At 34.9% G+C, this 19,547-nt stretch carries 14 protein-coding genes; 7 read left to right on the top strand and 7 right to left on the bottom strand.

Going from position 1 to position 19,547, the window contains the following annotated elements:
* From Q5I06_RS04110 to Q5I06_RS04100, 3 genes are all read left to right on the top strand, one after another.
* The coding region (locus Q5I06_RS04110) for an amidohydrolase family protein (RefSeq protein WP_305516759.1) at nt 1-570 on the top strand (570 nt) is incomplete at its 5' end.
* Between the two features lie 25 nt (nt 571-595).
* Complete coding sequence (locus Q5I06_RS04105) at nt 596-1,714, top strand: alanine dehydrogenase (protein ID WP_305516758.1); 1,119 nt, start codon at nt 596-598, stop codon at nt 1,712-1,714.
* A gap of 312 nt (nt 1,715-2,026) precedes the next feature.
* A complete protein-coding gene (locus Q5I06_RS04100) occupies nt 2,027-8,413 on the top strand; it encodes an autotransporter outer membrane beta-barrel domain-containing protein (RefSeq protein WP_305520913.1) in 6,387 nt (2,128 codons plus the stop codon).
* A gap of 174 nt (nt 8,414-8,587) precedes the next feature.
* On the opposite strand, the gene Q5I06_RS04095 is transcribed toward Q5I06_RS04100, so the two are convergent.
* Genes Q5I06_RS04095 through ureA form a run of 7 tightly spaced genes read right to left on the bottom strand, consistent with a single transcriptional unit; the run spans nt 8,588 to nt 14,155 of the window.
* Entirely contained in the window at nt 8,588-9,352 is a 765-nt protein-coding gene (locus Q5I06_RS04095; RefSeq protein WP_305516756.1) for an urease accessory protein UreD, read from the bottom strand.
* A 1-nt stretch (nt 9,353) separates the two neighbouring features.
* On the bottom strand, nt 9,354-9,953 hold the full coding sequence (gene ureG / locus Q5I06_RS04090; protein ID WP_305516755.1) for an urease accessory protein UreG: 600 nt from the start codon (nt 9,951-9,953) through the stop codon (nt 9,354-9,356).
* Between the two features lie 21 nt (nt 9,954-9,974).
* Nucleotides 9,975-10,658: an urease accessory protein UreF gene (locus Q5I06_RS04085; RefSeq protein WP_305516754.1), complete on the bottom strand. Its 684-nt coding sequence runs from the start codon at nt 10,656-10,658 to the stop codon at nt 9,975-9,977.
* Nucleotides 10,655-11,179, bottom strand: a complete 525-nt coding sequence (gene ureE / locus Q5I06_RS04080) for an urease accessory protein UreE (RefSeq protein ID WP_305516753.1) — start codon at nt 11,177-11,179, stop codon at nt 10,655-10,657. Before ureE ends, Q5I06_RS04085 begins: the two co-directional genes overlap by 4 nt.
* An 11-nt stretch (nt 11,180-11,190) precedes the next feature.
* A complete protein-coding gene (locus tag Q5I06_RS04075) occupies nt 11,191-11,703 on the bottom strand; it encodes an AmiS/UreI family transporter (RefSeq protein ID WP_305516752.1) in 513 nt (170 codons plus the stop codon).
* A gap of 55 nt (nt 11,704-11,758) precedes the next feature.
* Nucleotides 11,759-13,468, bottom strand: a complete 1,710-nt coding sequence (gene ureB / locus Q5I06_RS04070) for an urease subunit beta (protein WP_305516751.1) — start codon at nt 13,466-13,468, stop codon at nt 11,759-11,761.
* Nucleotides 13,469-13,477: 9 nt separating this feature from the next.
* Nucleotides 13,478-14,155: an urease subunit alpha gene (ureA, locus tag Q5I06_RS04065; protein ID WP_305516750.1), complete on the bottom strand. Its 678-nt coding sequence runs from the start codon at nt 14,153-14,155 to the stop codon at nt 13,478-13,480.
* Between the two features lie 321 nt (nt 14,156-14,476).
* Here ureA and htpG point away from each other — a divergent pair, with 321 nt between their 5' ends.
* From htpG to Q5I06_RS04045, 4 genes are all read left to right on the top strand, one after another.
* Nucleotides 14,477-16,339, top strand: a complete 1,863-nt coding sequence (gene htpG, locus Q5I06_RS04060) for a molecular chaperone HtpG (protein ID WP_305516749.1) — start codon at nt 14,477-14,479, stop codon at nt 16,337-16,339.
* Nucleotides 16,340-16,541: 202 nt separating this feature from the next.
* Nucleotides 16,542-17,825 carry an MFS transporter gene (locus Q5I06_RS04055; RefSeq protein WP_305516748.1) on the top strand — a complete coding sequence of 428 codons (1,284 nt, stop codon included), beginning with the start codon at nt 16,542-16,544 and terminating at the stop codon, nt 17,823-17,825.
* 9 nt (nt 17,826-17,834) lie between these two features.
* Nucleotides 17,835-18,815 (top strand): asparaginase, encoded by a 981-nt coding sequence (locus Q5I06_RS04050; RefSeq protein WP_305516747.1) that lies wholly within the window; start codon nt 17,835-17,837, stop codon nt 18,813-18,815.
* Nucleotides 18,816-18,907: 92 nt separating this feature from the next.
* Nucleotides 18,908-19,501, top strand: a complete 594-nt coding sequence (locus Q5I06_RS04045) for a hypothetical protein (protein WP_305516746.1) — start codon at nt 18,908-18,910, stop codon at nt 19,499-19,501.
* Nucleotides 19,502-19,547 lie beyond the last annotated feature (46 nt).

Genomic DNA, 19,547 nt, shown 5'->3' with positions numbered 1-19,547 from the left:
GTATGTTCCCATGTATATAGCGATGCAGGGGTGAATCGTGCCATTGATGGAGGGGTGAAGTCTATTGAGCATGGACATTTTGCAACCGAAAAAACTATCAAAAGAATGGCAGATGAAGGCATATGGCTTAGCATTCAACCTTTTGAAGCTAATAAATATTTTCCAAAAGCTCCTCCAGGATCAAAAGGTGCGATCTTAGATGGTGCTTGGAGAAAAACACTTGGATATGCTGCGAAAAACAAGTGTAATTATGCTTTTGGGACAGATATATTATTCAGTGCTTTTTATGCAAGTGGTCAAAACTATATGCTTTATTTGTTCTCAGAAGTATTAGGACCTTTGGCAACCTTAAGAGTGGCTACTTCAGGAAATGCAAAATTAATGGCAATGAGCGGAGAGAGAAATCCTTATATACAAGCACCATTAGGAGTTATTAAACCCGGAGCTTGGGCTGATGTAGTTTTGGTAGATGGTAACCCACTCAAGGATTTTAAACTCATCTATCAGTATGAAGACAAATTCAATCTCATCATCAAAGATGGTGATATAATCAAAAATACAATCGCGTAAATTTTAAAGAAAACAAGGAGTTAGAATGATTATAGGTATTCCAAAAGAAACGATGAACCACGAACATAGAGTTGGGCTTATCCCTTCAGATGTAGCAAGACTCAAACAGTCCAATCCAAAACACCAAATATTAGTACAGAAAAGCTTGGGCGAAGAGATAGGTTTTACAGATGAAATGTATGCACAAGCAGGAGCAGAGGTGCTTGCAAATGCAAGTACTGTATGGGAAAAATCCGAATTATTAGTAAAATGTAAAGAGCCACTTGAAGATGAATACAAATATTTGCGTAAAGATATGGTGCTTTATAGCTTTCTTGATTTGGCATATTCAAAAGAATTAGCTCAAGCTCTTGTGGATTCCAAAGTTACTTCTATATGCGGAGAAACTATTCCTGGACCTAAGGGTAATTATCCTGTGCTTTTTCCAATGAGTGAAGTTGCAGGAAAACTCGCAGCACAGCTTGTAGCAGAGTATTTCTGCACTAATCGTGGTGGTAGAGGCATACTCATAGGTGGTTGTGCTGGAGTGCCTCCTGCTAGAGTTGTGGTAGTAGGCGGAGGTGTTGTAGGGATGAATGCTGCAAAAACACTAGTTGGTATGGGTGCTGATGTATGGGTGCTAGATATTGATGTTCATCGAGTAGCTACACATCCTCTTGTGATAGAAAATAAGGTCAAGCTTTTGTATGCTACACAAGAAGGTATTCAAACTGCCCTAAAAGGTGCTGATGCTATTGTAGGAGCAGTTTTGGTAACTGCTACAGCTACACCAAAAGTTATCAAAAGAGAACATCTAAAACTCATGAACAAAGGTGGAGTGATTGTGGATGTAGCTTGTGATCTAGGTGGATGTATTGAAACGATTCATCAGACAAATCATGATGATCCCACTTATTATGTAGATGGCATATTGCACTATGGCGTTCCCAATATGCCAGGTGTTGTGGCAAAAACAGCGAGTATCTGCTATTCAAATGAATCGATGCCTTATGTTCTAACTATCGCAAATTCTGGTTGGAAAGAAATGCTTAAAATGCCTGGTGCTTTGATGGGATTGAATGCTTATGATGGCAAGATAGGTCTTAAGACTGTTGCTGATGCTTTCAAACTTCCTTATGTAGATGCAGCGACATTGATAAAATAACCTTGAATAGATCTCAAAATTTGAGATCTATTTTTTTTTAACTGAGCATTTTGTCACCCCAAAATATCACTCCAAAATTTGATTTAAAAGCAAGTTTCAAAACCATAAAATATTCTTAAAAATGCCTAAAAATGATAATTCTTCGACCATCAATAAGTAATTTTAATTTTTTTAAAAAAAATTATTAATAGATAAATTATATAAATTAATCAATTAGAGATTATTTTGTTAAAATAAATTTTAAGCCATTTTTAATAAATAAGTTATAGAATCATAGATAATTTTATCACCTAAACATGCTGAGGAGAAATAATGCCTAGATTACCTTTAGATTCGCTGTTTGACACTGATAGCCAATCCAATAAAAGAACACAAAAATACTCTTTAGATTACATTCCTACTCTAGTAGCGGGGGGGGGGGGGCGTATTTTGAAAGCCCTACCTTTTTTTCTTCTTTTGCTAGGAGGTGCGTATGCTGCCGAGCCAATCTCTAATGCATCTTGCACAGCATCAACGGATTTTTGTGCTTCTGAATGGGATTTTAAAGAATCTAAAAGTGTCTACACCACTCCTGATCATCAAAATGTTCAACTCAACATTCACAATCCAAGCAACCCAGGTGATACTAAGAATATGTATCTTCAAGCCTATGGAAAAGATGCTAACAATCGCATTAATGTCAATGGTGATATTTATCTAAATGTGCCATACAAACCAAATCCTGCAAATCCTAACAAATCACTGAGTCAAAAATCCGAACTTGGGATTGATTTTAAATATGCCAACTATTATGGAAATATTAACTTTATAAAAGATATTAAAGATGGACTTAGTTATAATTCTCCTCTAACTAACTTAAAAATGTCATTTGATACTGTCAATTTTAATGGAAACATCAATCTAGCTAACTATAAATTGAACGAAAATAGTAATGCAATCACTTTTAAAAACTCCACTCTTAATGGCAATCTTTATATAAAAGCCTATTCCACTACGGGGCTGGACTTTGATCACAGTGTTTTTAATGGCAATATTACCTTTTATTTTGATCGCGATGCTGCTTTTACTGGCCAGTATTTTACTTTCAATGGCTCTACGTTTAATAATTCTAAAATAACATTAGGTTTTTTGCCAGGACTTGAAGTAAGTAATTTTAATACATCTGTGCTTGGTTACTACCCCACTATCAATAACAATGTGTTTAATAATACAACTTTGGATTTTGAATTTCCTAAGGGGAATATTATTTTTAAAAATAACACATTCAATGGCGGGACTATTATATTAAACAACAAAGCTCCAAGTTCAATTCCAGGTAACACTAATAACTCTTTTGATTCTAAGGGATCTGATATTAGGGCAAATATTATCGTCAATGGTGATGGAACGCAGGTTACAAAAACTACGATGACATATACTGAAAAAACCGATCCAAATCCTCAATATCACGATGAAACAACAATTAGTGCTACCGGGGTTGACATTTATTGGGATCAAAAGCCAACTAATTGTCCAGGTGGAGATACGAAAGGAAGCTGTTGGACAGAACATACTCCTGGTACTTCTACTTTGCGTGTAGATAGCACTGGTAAAACCATGACTGGTAATGTTGTAAAAACAACTAAAGTATATACTCCTAGAAGCTATGATACCTATAAAACCTTCCATCTTGGGATGGATTTTACCTTTGAATCACTTGCATCAACCGATTCAGATAATGCTTCAGGAGTGGATAAAACCTCTTCTTTTCAGGGAAATATTTCTTTATCTGGAGGAGGAAATAACTTCACCATCAAAGACAAAACCAAGATGAAACAAGGCACTCTTTCTATTAATGGTGGAACAAACACTTTTAACATATCTGATAATTCAAGTTTTGATCATTTTAATATTGAAATAAGTCGATTACTCAAAGACTACTCTCAGATCCCTGATGATGACCGGACTAATTGGGAGAATTGCACTGAAGGATCTCTTTGTTATCAAGATCCTACAAATACATTCAACATCACTAATAGCAGCTTTACTAATAGTTCTTTTACGATTATTGGAGGGAAAAGCAACACTTTTAACTTCTCTAGTTCATCTTTTACAGATGGAGATATTAGAATATTAGGAGGAAAGAAAAATACTTTGAATTTCAAAGATACTCCAAAAATAGGTGGAGATATTCTTATTTCTGGAGGCAGTGAAAATACTCTTAGTTTTAGTAATACAACCCTTTCTGAAAGCACAAAAAAGCTTATCTCTGCAAATCCTTCAACATCATCTCTATCTAGCAGTGGAAATCCATTTGATCCAGCCAGTATGACTATAGTAAAATCTGCAATTATTACAGGCAAGATGACTCCTGATTTTATCTCTATGCTCAATAATACCCCTGCTGATTTATTTAAGGGCAATCTAACATTGGGCTCTTCTTCGGCTTCTGATACGATGAATTCTATTAGTTTTCAAAATGGTGCTATTTTGGGAGATATTCTGATTGAAAATGGCAATGCTTTGAATATCAAAAAGGTGACTAGTAGCATATCTATGGATACCAATTTATTTTTAGGTGATATCAAATCCAATGGGAATGGAATGACCACTCAAACCACTCTAAAAAATTCGGCTATGGTTGGTAATATAGAGACTTTTCAAGGTATTAATTACACATCATTGGATAATTCTGAACTTTATGGAAATATCACAACACAAGGTGGGACAAACATCACTCAAATAAAAAATGGCTCTGTGTTTGCCGGATCGATGAATACTTATGATGGAATGAATTTTGTGGATTTGAACATGTCTTTATACACTAATCAAAATGGCGAAATCTCCAGAATCAACACTTATGGAGGAGAGAGTAATATCACACTTTCTATTAATGCTGCGATTGCTCAAGTGCTAACAAGTCAAAAAATATATCCTGTATTTCATATTGGTAACTACAATGGAGGTAAGGCAAATATTGCAGTAGAAGGTCCAGTGAGTGGAACTGCTCAGGTTGATTATAGTGGCGGAACTGCCAATATAATTTTTGCAGATGGTTTTGATAGTAGTGTGAAAAATGATTTTTTTGCTAATGGCACTGAATGTGCAACTATAACTGATGCTTGTATTAAAAGTGGAGAGGCACTCATTGATCCTAAAAATCCTACAAAACAAGTATTCAAAATCAATGGCTATACCTATCAAGATGGACTTGCAATTACCCTTGATGCTGCCAAAGCTGATAGAATCCTTAGCCCTTTTAGAAATATTTATGAGAAAAATTACGCTTCGATATTCTTAGATAAGTCAGGAGTATCTCCAAGTGGGGTTAAAGACAACATTTATAGAATGAAAATTAATGGTGTTATCGTGGGAGCTGAATACAACCTACCTTCAAGTAGCGACAAACAATATGAGGTTACTTTTGGCGAGAACTCTGCATTTATTGGGGAGATGTTTGCCAAAACAGATAATACTAATTTTATTCTTTCGCAAGGAAGCAAACTTGTTTTAGATGGAGGGTCAAATTCTGTCATCTCCAAGCTCTCTTCAAACCAAAATTTTACCGCTGATATTGATACAATGTTTGAAGCAACTTTGGGTCAAAAAAATAATACCATTATCGATCTCGCTACTAGTGGAGAGCAGGTTACCCGTGCTTTTCAGAAAAATACTTTTTCTACAATGCATATTTTAGAGATGGATAATTTTAATAATGCTATTTTTAGAGTAGGGATTGATGCAAGTAAAACAGATAGCACACTTAATATCAATAAGATTCCAAATAATACCGATCGTATTATTATTTCAGATGTCGCTACAGGACAACATTTGAGTGATTATTTACAAGTTTATCAAGATTACAATCATCTTATTACAGGGGATTTGAGTGATAAAAACATACTCGTAGCTGTGATAGAAAATAGTCCTAAACCTAATACCTCTATGGTTTTTGATACATCTGCTTCTAATGTTCAGCAAGGGTATGATCAGGTGAGTACGATTTTGACAACCAAGCCTGTAAAAGTGGATAGAAAAGCAGATGGAAGTGGAACTGGAAGTATTGATATTAACCCAGATGCCAAAGATGCTAATGCTATGGGGTATTTTATCCAATCAGCAGCCACGCAAGTAGATCCAAGAAGTTTGGCTGATACAAATAGCGCTATTACTTCAAACTATAGTATTTTTCTAGCCAATATCAATAATCTTAACAAAAGAATGGGTGAGCTTAGGGATAATTCATATGCACAAGGTGCTTGGTCTAGGGTATTTAGTGGTCTTAATAGTAGTGCTAGAGGAGATGATTCTAAGATTTATTCAAACAACATTCAGTTTGGTTATGATTATGGTTGGAACACCAATGTTGGAGAGCAATTTTTAGGAGGAGCATTTACTTATGGATATGACTCTATCAAAGGAAATGCTTATAATGGAAGTGCAAATGTGCTTGAGTTTGCAGGGTATTATTCTTGGGTAGGTACTCAAGGGTTTTTTACTGATACGATTGTAAAATATACTTATATCCGAAATAGGATTTCTCTAAAAGATAATGCTAATTACAATGTGCCATTGAATTCCAATGGAGGAAGTATTGGGCAGGAACTAGGATATCGCTATTATACAAATAAAGATAAAACTCTTTATATAGAGCCTTCAGGAGAAGTTATTTTGGGGCTGATGAATGGCGGAGTTATCAATCAAGTCTCTCAAAGCGGTCTTATGCAAAATAACGATTTTGTTGCTACGCTTAATACAGATCTGAACTATATTTTCAACTTTAGAGGAAAAGTGGGGGCAAATCTTGGCTATCGATTAAAAACTGATAAAAATCAAACCGATTTTAGGATTGGCGCATTTTATGTTGCAGATATTGTTAATGGTGGAGTCATCAATTATAAGACAAATTATTCTTCAGCTCAAACATTAATTGAACCCAATCAACAGTTGATGATAAATCTGGGATTGAATTCTATTGTGTCTGAAAACTGGAGAGTGTATGCAGATATAGATAGCGGCTTTTTGGGGACTTATTTTAATCAAAATTATCTTGTTTCTGTTGGCTTGAGATACGAATTTGGTCATGCACTCAACCCATTGGCTGCAAAACTAGCAGAAGAAAAAAGAATCAAAAATATCAAACTTTACACACAAAGGCTTGATGAGGGTATCGCTAGAGTCAAACTCAAACAAGACAGAATCAGACAATCTGAGATTTTTGAGAAAGAAAAGGCAGATGTTATTGCAACTGCACAGGCAAAACAAGAAGCTAATATTGCGATTAGAAAAAAAGAACGCACTTTAGATACTGCAAAATTTAAGACTTTGACACTTGCTATTGCCAAAGTTATCAATGAGGCTCTTCCTGATAGTGAATTGCAGAAGTTCCAAGCTCAAGAGATAAAAGTATTAGAAGATGCTAAAAACAGAGTTAACAAAAACATAGAAGGTGATGCAGAACTTAATAGAAAAAATAATGAAACTCAACATAGTAAGCAGATAAAAGAGCTTCAAACAAGGCAACCTCAACAACTCAAAGAGCTAGAAGAAAAACAAGCCAAAAATAAAAAAGATATGCTTGATGCACAAGCTCAAACTAAGCAAAACTATGTGGAAAAACAAGCCAAAGAAAAACAAGATTTGATAGCTAAAAATGCCCAAGAACTTAAGGATGTCAAAGCACAGGATAAGGCAAAAATTCAAGCCAAACAGCAACAACAACTCAAAGAGCTAGAAGAAAAACAAGCCAAGGACATGAAGGTGTTTTCTGATAGAGCATCTAAGGACATCAAAGAGCTAGAAGAAAAACAAGCCAAAGCTATCGCAAATCTAAAAAATAAGCAACTTCAAGAGGCACAAGAACTAAAAGCTAGACAAGAGAAAGAAAATAAAATCGTAGAAGATTTTATTGCTAAGCAAGAAAAAGAGAGTTCAGCATATTTACAAAAAATAGAGCAAGAACTAAAAGCTAGACAAATAAGAGATAAAAAAGCTCTCGAAGAAGCACAAAAAAAAGCTCTTTCATTGCAGATAAAAAAAGCTATGGATGATGGAGTTTCTGACGCTGAATTTCAGAAGCTTCAAGATCAAGAATCTGCAGAGTTTCAATCTAATAAATTAAATGCTACTGAAGATATTCAAAATAGGGCGAACGAAAATACAAAACAACTAAAAAACAAACATGCCCAGCAGCTTAAAGATTTTGAAAAAAATCAATCCGAACAATTTAAGGAGTTTTCTGACAAACAAGCTAAAGAAAAGAAAGATTTGCTAGATAAACAAAGTAAAACTAAAGAAGAGTTTGTAAAATCACAGGAACGAGAGATTAAAAAAGCTGATACAAAAACTAAAGCAAAACTTCAAACAAGTCAAAATAAAGCATTGCAAAATTTTAATGCAAAACAAGCCAAAGAGATTAAAGATTTACAGACATCTCAGACAAAGGCATTGAACGATTTTAGGGCAAAACAAGCCAAAGAAAAGAAAGACTTGCTAGATAAACAAAGCAAAGAAACTAAAAATTTGCAAACTAGCATCGCCAAAGAGAAAAAAGACAATGAAGAGTACTGGAAAAATGCCACTAAAGCCCTAGAGGCAAAGCAAAATAAAGATAAAAAAGATATTCAAAGGATGCAAAAGAATTCCCAAAATAAAGTTTCAAAGGAACTAAAATCTGCCAATAAGACTAAAAAAGAAATTCCACAGAAGAAAAAGAAATGATACAAAGATAAGGGTCGATAAGAGACTCTTATCTTTGTTGTGATTTATGGGCATTACAGAGATTTAGAGATTTTATCCTGGTTTACGCACTTTGCTCTAGCAAAAAATAATGAGGCAAAACAAGGTAAATATGATATTAACCAGGTAAAAAGCTTCTCTTTATTGATAAGCTAACTATAAGGAGACTTTTTCTCTTAGCTTGATGAGTTCCTCAGATCCTTTGCAGAGTGCCTTTAGACACAGCCCCCCACTTGATAATTCGCTCACAGCACCATTAAGCTTCATTTCTTCAAGTAACTCTTTAAGATACTCAATACTAATAGAAGAATCGAAGATAAGAAGATTGAGATAGTGTGTGAATTCATCAAACATGCACATATTTTGAAGATTTAATTTTTCTGGTTGCAAAATAGTATTGTCAAAAAAAATGGCTTTGTTGTCCCTATAGATTTTGAGTACAGAAGTGAAATTTTTAAAATTAAATATTTCATCCCTACTGATTCTTCCAGCACAAATGATTTCACTATAGATAAGCTTGGAGTTAGAGTGCATATGGATTGTAGTGCTTGCTCTAAAATCAGAATTTCCAAATGGAATAATAGGCAATGGAGAAAAATCAAATGCCGCATTTTCGCCAATGCTAATATCTGTATCCCTTGAGGCATAGCCATCTTCGGTATTGTGGATTTTTTCGAAGCTTTGCGAACTAAGTTTTACTCTGCAGTTTTCTCCAATTTCTAGGTTTAGCTTTTGGCAATCACCCTTTAAAAGACCCGCACTTACAGATATAAGCATAATGTTTGCTATATCGTCATCTTCATAAAATGGAGACATTAGCTTTAATGGAGGAGTGAAAAATGCATCCTCGATAATGGTTTTGCCATTTTGCCCAACTTTTGTTTTGAGTTTTAAGCTGGTTTCTTGAGCGTAGCTTGTCATTCTAGTCCTCTAGCAATGCATTTTTTTTGATCCAAGAGATGATTTTATCCACGCCTTCTTTAGATCTTATATTGGTAAAAATAAATGGTTTTTCGCCACGCATTTTTTTAGAGTCTCGCTCCATCACTCCAAGATCAGCTCCCACATAGGGGGCCAAATCGATCTTGTTGATGATAAGCAGATCTGATCTTGTGATGCCAGGCCCACCTTTTCGAGGGATTTTATCCCCTTCAGCAACATCAATAACAAAAATAGTAAAATCTGCTAGTTCTGGACTGAAAGTAGCCGAAAGATTGTCTCCGCCACTTTCTATGAGCATTATTTCAATATCAGGGAATCTTGAATACATTTCTTCTACTGCTTCAAGGTTCATAGAAGCATCTTCTCGGATTGCTGTGTGTGGGCAACCCCCTGTTTCTACCCCCATAATCCTTTCTTTTGGCATCACAGAGTTTTTACTCATAAATTCTGCATCTTCTTTGGTGTAGATATCATTAGTGATAACTCCCATACTGTATTTATCTGCCATCATTCTTGTCAATGCCTCTATTAGGGCTGTTTTTCCACTTCCTACTGGACCGCAAACACCGATTTTTACCATATTTTTCCTTTTTTGTTGAGATTAAGACATATAAAGTCTAGAATACAATGTTTCATGCTGCATTGCTTTAATATCATTGTGAATACTGGAAGAACAAAGATGGGTTTCTTCTAGTTTTTCTAGCTCTTGCAATACTTTTTCAAAAGTATTATGAAGTCTTAAAAGTATCTTTTGTCCATCATTTTGAGATAGAGGGATTGTTTTTACGCAATTTGTAACGGTATTTGAACATTGTGCATACAGATAATGCCTGATACTTACAGATAGTTCTAGTCCCATACATGCACAAAATACTGCATATGCACTTGAGTGTGTAGGGGTTTTGGTAGATTGCAAATAGACTTGAAAAAAATCTTTTGCAGACAACTCCATTATTTTGATGGTTTTGAGAAATCTTGCTCCAAGTTTTTGATTTGCAAAACGTAGTTCCATAGGAGAACTTGAGATACACACAAGCTCTTCAATCTCCAGTATTTTTTGTAGATTTTCTTCAATGGCGTATTTATAGATAAGCTTTATCGCTAAAAGCTCGTTATACAAAAAAGCAGTGTGAAGATTGGATTGGATATATTCTAAGGCACTTGAGCTATCTTTGACTTTGCCCATTTGGATATAGCTTTCTAGTCCAAAAGAGTGTGTATAGCTCCCGATAGGAAAAAGTGCATCGTTGATTTGTAGAAGTAAGAAATCTTTATTTAGAATCAATTTTTTTCTCCCGAAATGGTTATTTTAAGATCAGGACTTGCCTTGACCTTGAAAACAGGCTCAGAATGAGCCATGCTTACAGAAATTCTATAAGCTGAATCAAGTATTGAATTTAAGATATCATTTTTTATATCTAGTTTGTCAAATAAAACTTTCAGTGGTTTTTCAAATGGCGTCTTAAATTCAAATTCGTTATCTCCAAAAAACAGACTCGCGTGACGATTTCCTATTTCATAGCAAATTTTTGCTATTTCTGCAGGAGAGGTTGCAATAAGTCTTAAAACAAGTGTAGGCAAAATATTAATAGCAATGATTTCATTCTCATTTTGATGCAAAATATCACCTTGTGAGAAGCCCATCTTGGGTGGATTTGATAATCTTACAGAGATTTCTTTGCCATTTCGAGTTTTCCATCTAGCTATTTTTTTTCTACTATCGTACCATTCAAGATCGACATAGTCAATCTTGAAGGCAGAAAAATCCCTATCTTTTAGGTTACCTTCTAAATGTTCAATAAGCATTCAAACTGCTCTTAGTACCAAACACCGGTAATGATAAGCCAAGCAGGAATCCAAGCAGTAGCGATACCTTCGAAAATAGCCAAATAAGGAACAAATGGCAAATCTTTTTTAAGCACAGTTTCGATCCATCCAGTGAGCCATAAGATACCCCATAGTATCCAAATTATAGCAAACCAAAAGCCTTCATCTGTTCCTTGAGTATAGCTCAAATAAGCTGCTGGGATTGCATTAATAGCTACAAAAAGACTATACCATCCATAAGGTCTTTGGTCAAGTTTGTAGATATTATTCACAGCTACAAATAGATAAGTAAATCCAAATAACAATCCTGTAGCAGCAGCGTATAGATCTTGTATATTGTTTTCAAAATCCCCATGTACCATTACAATAATATTTGCGATTACTGATAAAAGTCCCGCAAATACATTCATTACCGCCGTAGCTTTTCCATCTGCTTTCATTAATCTGCACAAGCCATTGTTCATTAAAACAATTGCCACATACATCAATACAAGTCCTAACATAATTAAATCCTTTTTTATAAATTTGATAGCTTCCCTTTGATGGGAAGCTTAAAAATTAAAACAAGTTATAAAGCTGAGCAAGGCTGAGCTTGTCAGCTGGTTTTGAAGTGACTTTTTTGCCATCGACCTTTACGACATAAGTTTCAGGATCTACTTCAATATGAGCAGTAACATCGTTATTTTTCATATCTTTTTTGGTGATATTTCTGCAGTTTTTCACCGGTAATACTACTCTTTCTAAGCCTAATTTTTCTTTGATACCATCTTCATAAGCTGCTTTTGAAACAAATGTAATACTTGTATCAAATTTCGCTTTTCCATGATGTCCAAACATTTCGCGATAGATTACTGGCTCAGGAGTAGGGATAGATGCGTTTGGATCACCCATTCTAGCAGCTACGATCATACCACCTTTGAGAATCATTTCAGGCTTTATACCAAAGAAAGCAGGTTGCCAAATAACAAGATCAGCAAATTTTCCAACTTCCACAGAACCTACATACTCAGAAATCCCGTGTGCAATTGCTGGATTGATAGTGTATTTTGAAATATAACGTTTAATTCTGAAGTTGTCATTATCGCCTTTTTCTTCTTTGAGTTTTCCAAATTCTTTTTTATTCTTATCTGCTGTTTGCCAAGTTCTTGTGATAACTTCGCCCACTCTTCCCATTGCTTGTGAGTCAGAGCTTGTAATAGAAAAGATTCCCATATCATGCAATGTATCTTCAGCTGCTATGGTTTCAGGTCTGATTCGCGAATCTGCAAAAGCTACATCTTCTTTGATTTTTTTATCTAAGTGGTGGCAAACCATCAACATATCAAGATGCTCATCGGCAGTGTTTTTTGTAAAAGGAATAGTTGGGTTTGTTGAAGCTGGTAGGATATTGGGTTCGCCAGCGATTTTGATAATATCTGGAGCGTGACCACCTCCAGCACCTTCAGTATGGAAAGTGTGTATTGTTCTTCCACCGATAGCTTTGATAGTATCTTCTACGCAACCTGCTTCATTGAGAGTATCTGTGTGGATAGCGATTTGAACATCGTATTGTTCAGCAACATTTAAAGCGTGGTTGATAACAGCAGGAGTAGAGCCCCAATCTTCGTGAATTTTTAGTCCCAAAGCCCCAGCTTTAATTTGTTCAGCAAGTGCCCCTTCATTTGAAGAGTTTCCTTTTCCAAAAAATCCTAAATTCATAGTGTACTCTTCTGCAGCTCGAAGCATTTCTTTGAGATTCCATCTACCTGGAGTACAAGTGGTGGCATTAGTTCCATCAGCAGGACCTGTTCCTCCTCCTATCATTGTGGTAATGCCACTATATAAAGCTGTGGGTATTTGTTGTGGAGAGATGAAGTGAATATGTGTATCAATTCCTCCAGCAGTTACAATAAGCCCTTCTCCGGCAAGTGCTTCAGTACTTGTACCTACAGGTAGATTGTCGCATACACCATCTTGCATATCTTTATTACCAGCCTTGCCAATACCTGCGATTTTTCCATTTTTGATACCAATATCAGCTTTATAAATTCCTGTATGATCAATAATCATTGCATTGGTAATAACAAGATCAAGCTCATTTTCGTCATTGCTTACGCACTGACCCATACCATCACGGATTGTTTTGCCTCCCCCGAATTTGATTTCTTCGCCATAAGTGGTGTAGTCTTTTTCAATTTCAGCGAAAAGTTCAGTGTCTCCTAGTCGAACTTTGTCTCCGACAGTTGGTCCAAACATTGAAACATATTGTTTTCTTGATATTTTTGTCATAATTGCTCCTTATTTAGAAAAGCCCTTGGCTTTAGCATTTTGCATTGCTTGTTTTTTGTTGTCTTCATTGACCTGAGAGTTTGCTAAATCATTAAATCCAAACACTCTCTTATGTCCGCCTATTTCAATAAGTGAAACCGTTTTACTCTCACCTGGTTCAAAACGAACAGAAGTTCCAGAAGCGATATCAAGTCTTTTGCCATATGCTTTTTCTCTATCAAATTCAAGAAGTTTATTGACTTCAAAGAAGTGAAAATGAGATCCAACTTGAACAGCTCTATCGCCTTTGTTGGTGATTTTGAGCTCAATAGCTTTTTTACCTTTATTGAGTTCAATATCTTCTGACTTCAATATATATTCACCCGGAGTTAATTTACCATTATCTTCAATAGGAGTATGCACAGTGACAAGTTTAGTTCCATCAGGGAATCCAACCTCTACGCCCACTTCGTGTATCATACTAGCTACACCATCCATCACATCACTAGCTTTTAGGATTTGTTTTCCATAGCTCATAAGATCGGCAACAGATTTTTTACCCTCTCTGGCAGCTTCCATAATCTCAGCACTTATCAAAGCAACCGCTTCGACATAGTTGAGTTTTATTCCTCGTTCTTTGCGCTTTCTTGCTAATTCTCCAGCGTAGTGGAGCATTAGCTTTTCTAGCTCTTTTGGATTGAGTCTCATAGTGTCTCCTTGTAAAATTTTATGAAGTAGCTTCGTGCTATATCATCGGGTATGATTCTAAAACCATTTTGTTAATACTTGTCCAAATCTTGATAAAAAATTCATAATTAAATCTTTTTTTAACTTATTTTTAATACAAAAAGTAACATTATTATTTATTTAGTAATAATAGGAATACTTTGAGAATTTTGATACACTGCTTTTGCACTAATGAAACTTTATATAGATAGACTAAATAATATTAATATTATTATTATAAATATTATGCAAATTGACTATTCTTATGCTATAATTGCTAAAAAATAACACAAGGAGTTTGTAATGAGTAAGAAACACACTTTCCAGACAGAAATCAATCAGCTATTAGATCTAATGATACATTCTTTATATTCTAATAAGGAGATTTTCTTGCGTGAGTTGATTTCAAATGCTTCTGATGCTTTAGATAAGCTCAATTATCTTTCTTTGAGTGATGAAAAACTCAAGGGGTTGAAATTTGATCCTTGTATTGATCTGAAATTTGATGAAACAAAAAAAACCCTCACCATTGAAGATAATGGAATAGGAATGAGCGAAGAAGAGTTGATCGCTAATCTAGGCACGATAGCAAAATCAGGCACTAAAAGTTTTTTGTCTTCTTTGAGCGGAGATAAGAAAAAAGACTCTGCACTTATAGGTCAGTTTGGCGTTGGATTTTATTCTGCTTTTATGGTTGCTGATAAGGTGATCGTTCAGAGTAAAAAAGCAGGAGAGGCTAAGGCTTTTGCTTGGATGAGTGATGGTAAGGGAGAATATGAAATATCTACTTGTACCAAAGATTCGCAAGGAACTCAAATCACTCTTTATCTCAAAGATGAAGATAAAAATTTTGCTAGTAGATGGGAAATAGAAAATATTGTCAAAAAATACTCCGAACATATACCATTTCCAATATATTTGAATTATACTGAAAGCAAGTTTGAAGGAGAGGGAGAAAATAAGAAAGAAACAAAAGAAGATAAAAGAGAGCAAATTAACACTGCTAAGGCTATTTGGAAAATGAGCAAAAATGAACTCAAAGATGAGGATTACAAGGAGTTTTATAAGAGTTTTGCTCATGATAATACAGAGCCTATGAGATGGGTTCATACGAAGGTAGAGGGAACTTTGGAGTACTCAACCTTGTTTTTTATTCCTCAGGTGGCACCTTTTGATATGTATCGTGTGGATTATAAATCTGGTGTAAAACTCTATGTTAAACGAGTTTTTATCACCGATGATGACAAAGAACTTTTACCACAATATTTGCGTTTTGTAAAAGGAGTTATTGATAGCGAAGATTTACCGCTAAATGTGAGCAGAGAAATATTGCAACAAAATAAGATTTTGGCCAATATCAAATCAGCTTCTGCTAAAAAAATCTTGAGTGAGATTGAAAATATTGCCAAAGACAAAGAGGCTTATGATAAATTTTATAAACAATTTGGAAAAGTTCTAAAAGAAGGTCTTTATGGAGATTTTGAAAACAAAGATAAGATATTAGATCTTTTGAGATTTACTTCTTCAAAGAACGAAGAAAGCGTCTCTTTGAAAGAATATAAAGCCAAGATGCCAAAGGATCAAAAAAGCATTTATTATATGATAGGGGAAAATCTCGATATTTTAAAAGCTTCTCCAATCTTGGAAAAATATATCCAAAAGGGCTATGAAGTTTTGTTGATGGCAGATGAGGTGGATTCTTTTGTGATTCCTAGTGTGGGTGAGTATGACAAAATAGCTCTCAAAGATGCAACATCAAGTGAAACGCTTAAAGAATTAGGCGAAGAAGAGATAGCAGAAGAAGTCAAAAAATCATTTGAGGGGATTGTTAAATCTTTCAAAGAAGCACTTGGAGATGAAATCAAAGACATCACTCTTTCAAGTTCTCTTGCCTCGCCAGTGGCACTCGTAGGTGAGGAACAAAATGCAATGATGGCAAATCTAATGCGACAAATGGGGCAGGAAATGCCACCACAAAAGAAAACAATGGAGTTAAATATTCATCATCCTATTTTAGAAAAACTCAAAAATATCAAAGATAAAGATGTGCTTACAGATACAGCTCATCTACTCTTTAGTTGTGCAAAACTTTTGGAATCTGGAAGCATTGAAAATGCAAAGGATTTTGCAAATAGGCTTAATAACACGATTTTAAAAACTCTCTAATGTATTCAAAATGCCTTTTTAAGGCGTTTTGAATAATACAATATAGCAAATAATCTTTCCATAGAACCGAACTCCATGCTTAATAACTACATTTTAAAAAACAAATAAGAACAAAATTTTTTTTGAATTTTATGATATTTTTAGAGTACATTTCTAAAATATATCTAAGAAGGATTCATATCAGATAAAAAAAGGGGGTCACATGTGGAAGACAAACTATCGGTACAATATTTTCTTTTTGATACTTTTACTCGCGTTGATTAATTATATTGATAGAGGAGCATTATCTTATTCTGGAGAATTTATTATCAATGAATATGGATTAAATAAAGAACAATGGGGAAATGTACTTGGATTTTTTGGCTATGGATATATGTTTGGGGCATTATTTGGAGGGCTGCTCTCTGATAAATTTGGTCCCAAAAAAGTTTGGCTCATTGCAGGAATTTCTTGGTCGATTTTTGAGTCACTCACTGCTTTTGCTGGAAATATTGGTATGATGTTTTTTGGAGGATCGGTTTTGGCAGGGTTTGCGTTGATGAGGATTTTATTTGGCCTGACTGAGGGTCCTGTGTATTGCGTTATCAACAAAACCATCAGCAGTTGGGCTGCTCCTAAAGAAAGAGGTTTTGTGGTTTCAATGGGATTGCTCAGTACCCCACTAGGAGCATTATTGACCGCTCCAGTAGCTGTTTTTTTGCTAAGTTACTCTGGTAGCTGGAGGGTTACTTTTATTGTTCTTGGAATGCTTGGAATTATTGTTTTATATTTTTTGATGCGTATTATGACTGATCACCCTTGTGAAAATCCAAAAGTAAGCAAAGAAGAACTAGCTATTATCAGCCAAAAAGAAATCATTGAAGAAAAATCTCAATCTGGTATTCACTATCATTGGTGGCATTTTTTCAGAAGTAGAACTTTGATGTTAAATACGGCGGGATATTTCGCTTTTAATTATGTGAATTTTTTGCTTTTGACTTGGACGCCAAAATATCTTCAAGATGTTTTTGGTTATAATCTTTTTTCTCTGTGGTATATGGGGATGATACCTTGGATAGGTGCATGTATTACGATCCTTTTAGGTGGTAAAATATCAGATTTGTTACTCAAAAAAACAGGTAGTGCTAGAATTGCTAGAGGTTATTTTGCAGCTGGATTATTGCTGCTTACAACACTTAGTTTTTTGTGCGTAGGATTTAGCTCTTCTGTGATAGTAGCTATTGTAATGATAGCAGTTGGAAACGCACTAAACTCATTTGCCAACACGGTTTATTGGACAGTTGTTATTGATACTTCTCCTAAACAAAAAGTAGGAACATTTAGCGGTATGATGCATTTTTTTGGAAATATTGCTTCTATTCTCGCTCCTTCTATTACTGGTGTTTTGGTTAGTTCAAATGGCTATAATGCAATGTTTGTTGTAGCAAGTGTGGTTACTTGTATTGGGATGATTTGTATGTTGCTTGTGAAGCCAGGTAAATTTTAGGAGTAAAAAATGAAACCAAAAATATCTATAGGTTCTTTGGGTGGAACTATTTCGATGACTTCAAGCAAGTCAAATCAAGGCATTGCACCAAAACTATCGGCAAAAGATTTTATTGAATTGCTTCCAGATATTGAAAAAATCGCCTCCATAGATGCAGAGAGCTTATTTGCTTTACCTAGCGGACATTTGAAATTTGAAATGCTATTAGAGGCACTCAGATGGGCAAAAAAACAAGTAGAGCTTGGAAGTAATGGTGTAATACTCACACAAGGGACAGATACCCTTGAAGAAAGTGCCTTTTTTTGTGATTTATTTTGGGATAAATCTGAGCCTTTGATATTAATGGGTGCGATGCGATCCCCAGAGATGCTTGGAGCAGAAGGTATTAGAAATCTATACAACTCAATTTTGAGTGCGTCTAGTCCTAATAGTAGAAATAGAGGAGTGATGGTTGTGATGAATGATGCTATTCATGTTCCTAGATGGATGAGAAAATCTCACAGCCTTGCGGTGGAGACTTTTTGTTCAGATGGGAAAACTCATGGATTTGTCGCTGAAGGGAGAGTGGAATATTTTTGCCCACCTCTTCAGAGAGTTGTCTTGCCACTCCCATCTTGCTTGTGTAAAAAAATATTTTTATGGGAACAAACTTTAGATGTTGATATAGGGGTTTTAGATTGGGTTAAAGCTTCTGTAGATGGTCTTGTTATCTCAGGATTTGGTGCAGGGCATGTCAGCTTGGAGACAGCGCAGAGGCTAAAAGAGATTATTGAATGTATGCCTGTAATTATAGCCACCAGAACGACCGAAGGACCAACGGCTTATAGCACTTATGGATATATAGGATCTGAAATTGATTGTATCAAACAAGGAGCCATGATGGCGGGATATTTGAGCGCAAAGAAAGCTAGGATATTATTATGGGCAATCTTGAATAACAACTTAGGCATGAAATATTTTCAAGATTATTTGGACAAGATGATATATTGATTTTTTGGCTTTTTGATTTATAAGTTTTTTTGATTATTTTTAGTACAATATATCTAGATATTGAACTCAAAAACAAATACACAAGGATATTGATGTCTGTACCTGCAACCTTGCACATTCAAGATACCCCAGAATTAAAAATAGCGAAAAATTTCTTGATTTTAGGCATACTTGTAAATGCACTTGTATATCCTTTTTTTCTTTTACCTGTTGTTTCTTTGATTTTATCAATTATGAGTTTTGGATTTACTACAGCTGGGCTTTATAAGCTTTCAAAACTAGCTAGAAATCAAGTGTTATTCAAATATTACACATTTTCTGTGATTGATGGTATTTTAATAGTTGTTATTATGAGTGCTATGAATTTGAAACAAATGCCATTATCTCCTAATTTTTGGTTTTTTACAGGTATTTTGGCTGTGATTGTTTGCGGAGGATTTTATTTTTATTTTTTTTATAAAATATGTCTAGAGCTTGGCAAAATTACCACTCTTGGATTTTTTGTTCTTGCATTCAAGGGGATGGCAGCAGGTATTATTATCTTCCTCTTTGCATGTTTATTTTTTTCTATGAAGGAAGTATTTTATTTTCTCACGATGTTGTCATTGGTTGCTTTTTTGATGAGCGGGATTGTCTTTATTGTGGGGATTTTTAGCATAAAAAAGGTTGTTTGTGAAGCATATTAGCACCTTATCATTGGAAATTTGGCTTACTAGTACAATCAATAAGGTC

Source organism: Helicobacter cappadocius (assembly GCF_030688855.1).
GTDB classification, from domain to species: domain Bacteria; phylum Campylobacterota; class Campylobacteria; order Campylobacterales; family Helicobacteraceae; genus Helicobacter_J; species Helicobacter_J cappadocius.
This window is presented reverse-complemented; position numbering and strand designations above follow the sequence as displayed.

Coding starts and splice junctions, on each gene's coding strand:
- Q5I06_RS04045 (WP_305516746.1), top strand. CDS start 18,908: ATGTCTGTACCTGCAACCTTGCACATTCAAGATACCCCAGAATTAAAA.
- ureA (WP_305516750.1), bottom strand. CDS start 14,155: ATGAGACTCAATCCAAAAGAGCTAGAAAAGCTAATGCTCCACTACGCT.
- Q5I06_RS04075 (WP_305516752.1), bottom strand. CDS start 11,703: ATGTTAGGACTTGTATTGATGTATGTGGCAATTGTTTTAATGAACAAT.
- Q5I06_RS04105 (WP_305516758.1), top strand. CDS start 596: ATGATTATAGGTATTCCAAAAGAAACGATGAACCACGAACATAGAGTT.
- Q5I06_RS04050 (WP_305516747.1), top strand. CDS start 17,835: ATGAAACCAAAAATATCTATAGGTTCTTTGGGTGGAACTATTTCGATG.
- Q5I06_RS04100 (WP_305520913.1), top strand. CDS start 2,027: ATGCCTAGATTACCTTTAGATTCGCTGTTTGACACTGATAGCCAATCC.
- ureE (WP_305516753.1), bottom strand. CDS start 11,179: ATGCTTATTGAACATTTAGAAGGTAACCTAAAAGATAGGGATTTTTCT.
- ureG (WP_305516755.1), bottom strand. CDS start 9,953: ATGGTAAAAATCGGTGTTTGCGGTCCAGTAGGAAGTGGAAAAACAGCC.
- Q5I06_RS04055 (WP_305516748.1), top strand. CDS start 16,542: ATGTGGAAGACAAACTATCGGTACAATATTTTCTTTTTGATACTTTTA.
- htpG (WP_305516749.1), top strand. CDS start 14,477: ATGAGTAAGAAACACACTTTCCAGACAGAAATCAATCAGCTATTAGAT.
- Q5I06_RS04095 (WP_305516756.1), bottom strand. CDS start 9,352: ATGACAAGCTACGCTCAAGAAACCAGCTTAAAACTCAAAACAAAAGTT.
- ureB (WP_305516751.1), bottom strand. CDS start 13,468: ATGACAAAAATATCAAGAAAACAATATGTTTCAATGTTTGGACCAACT.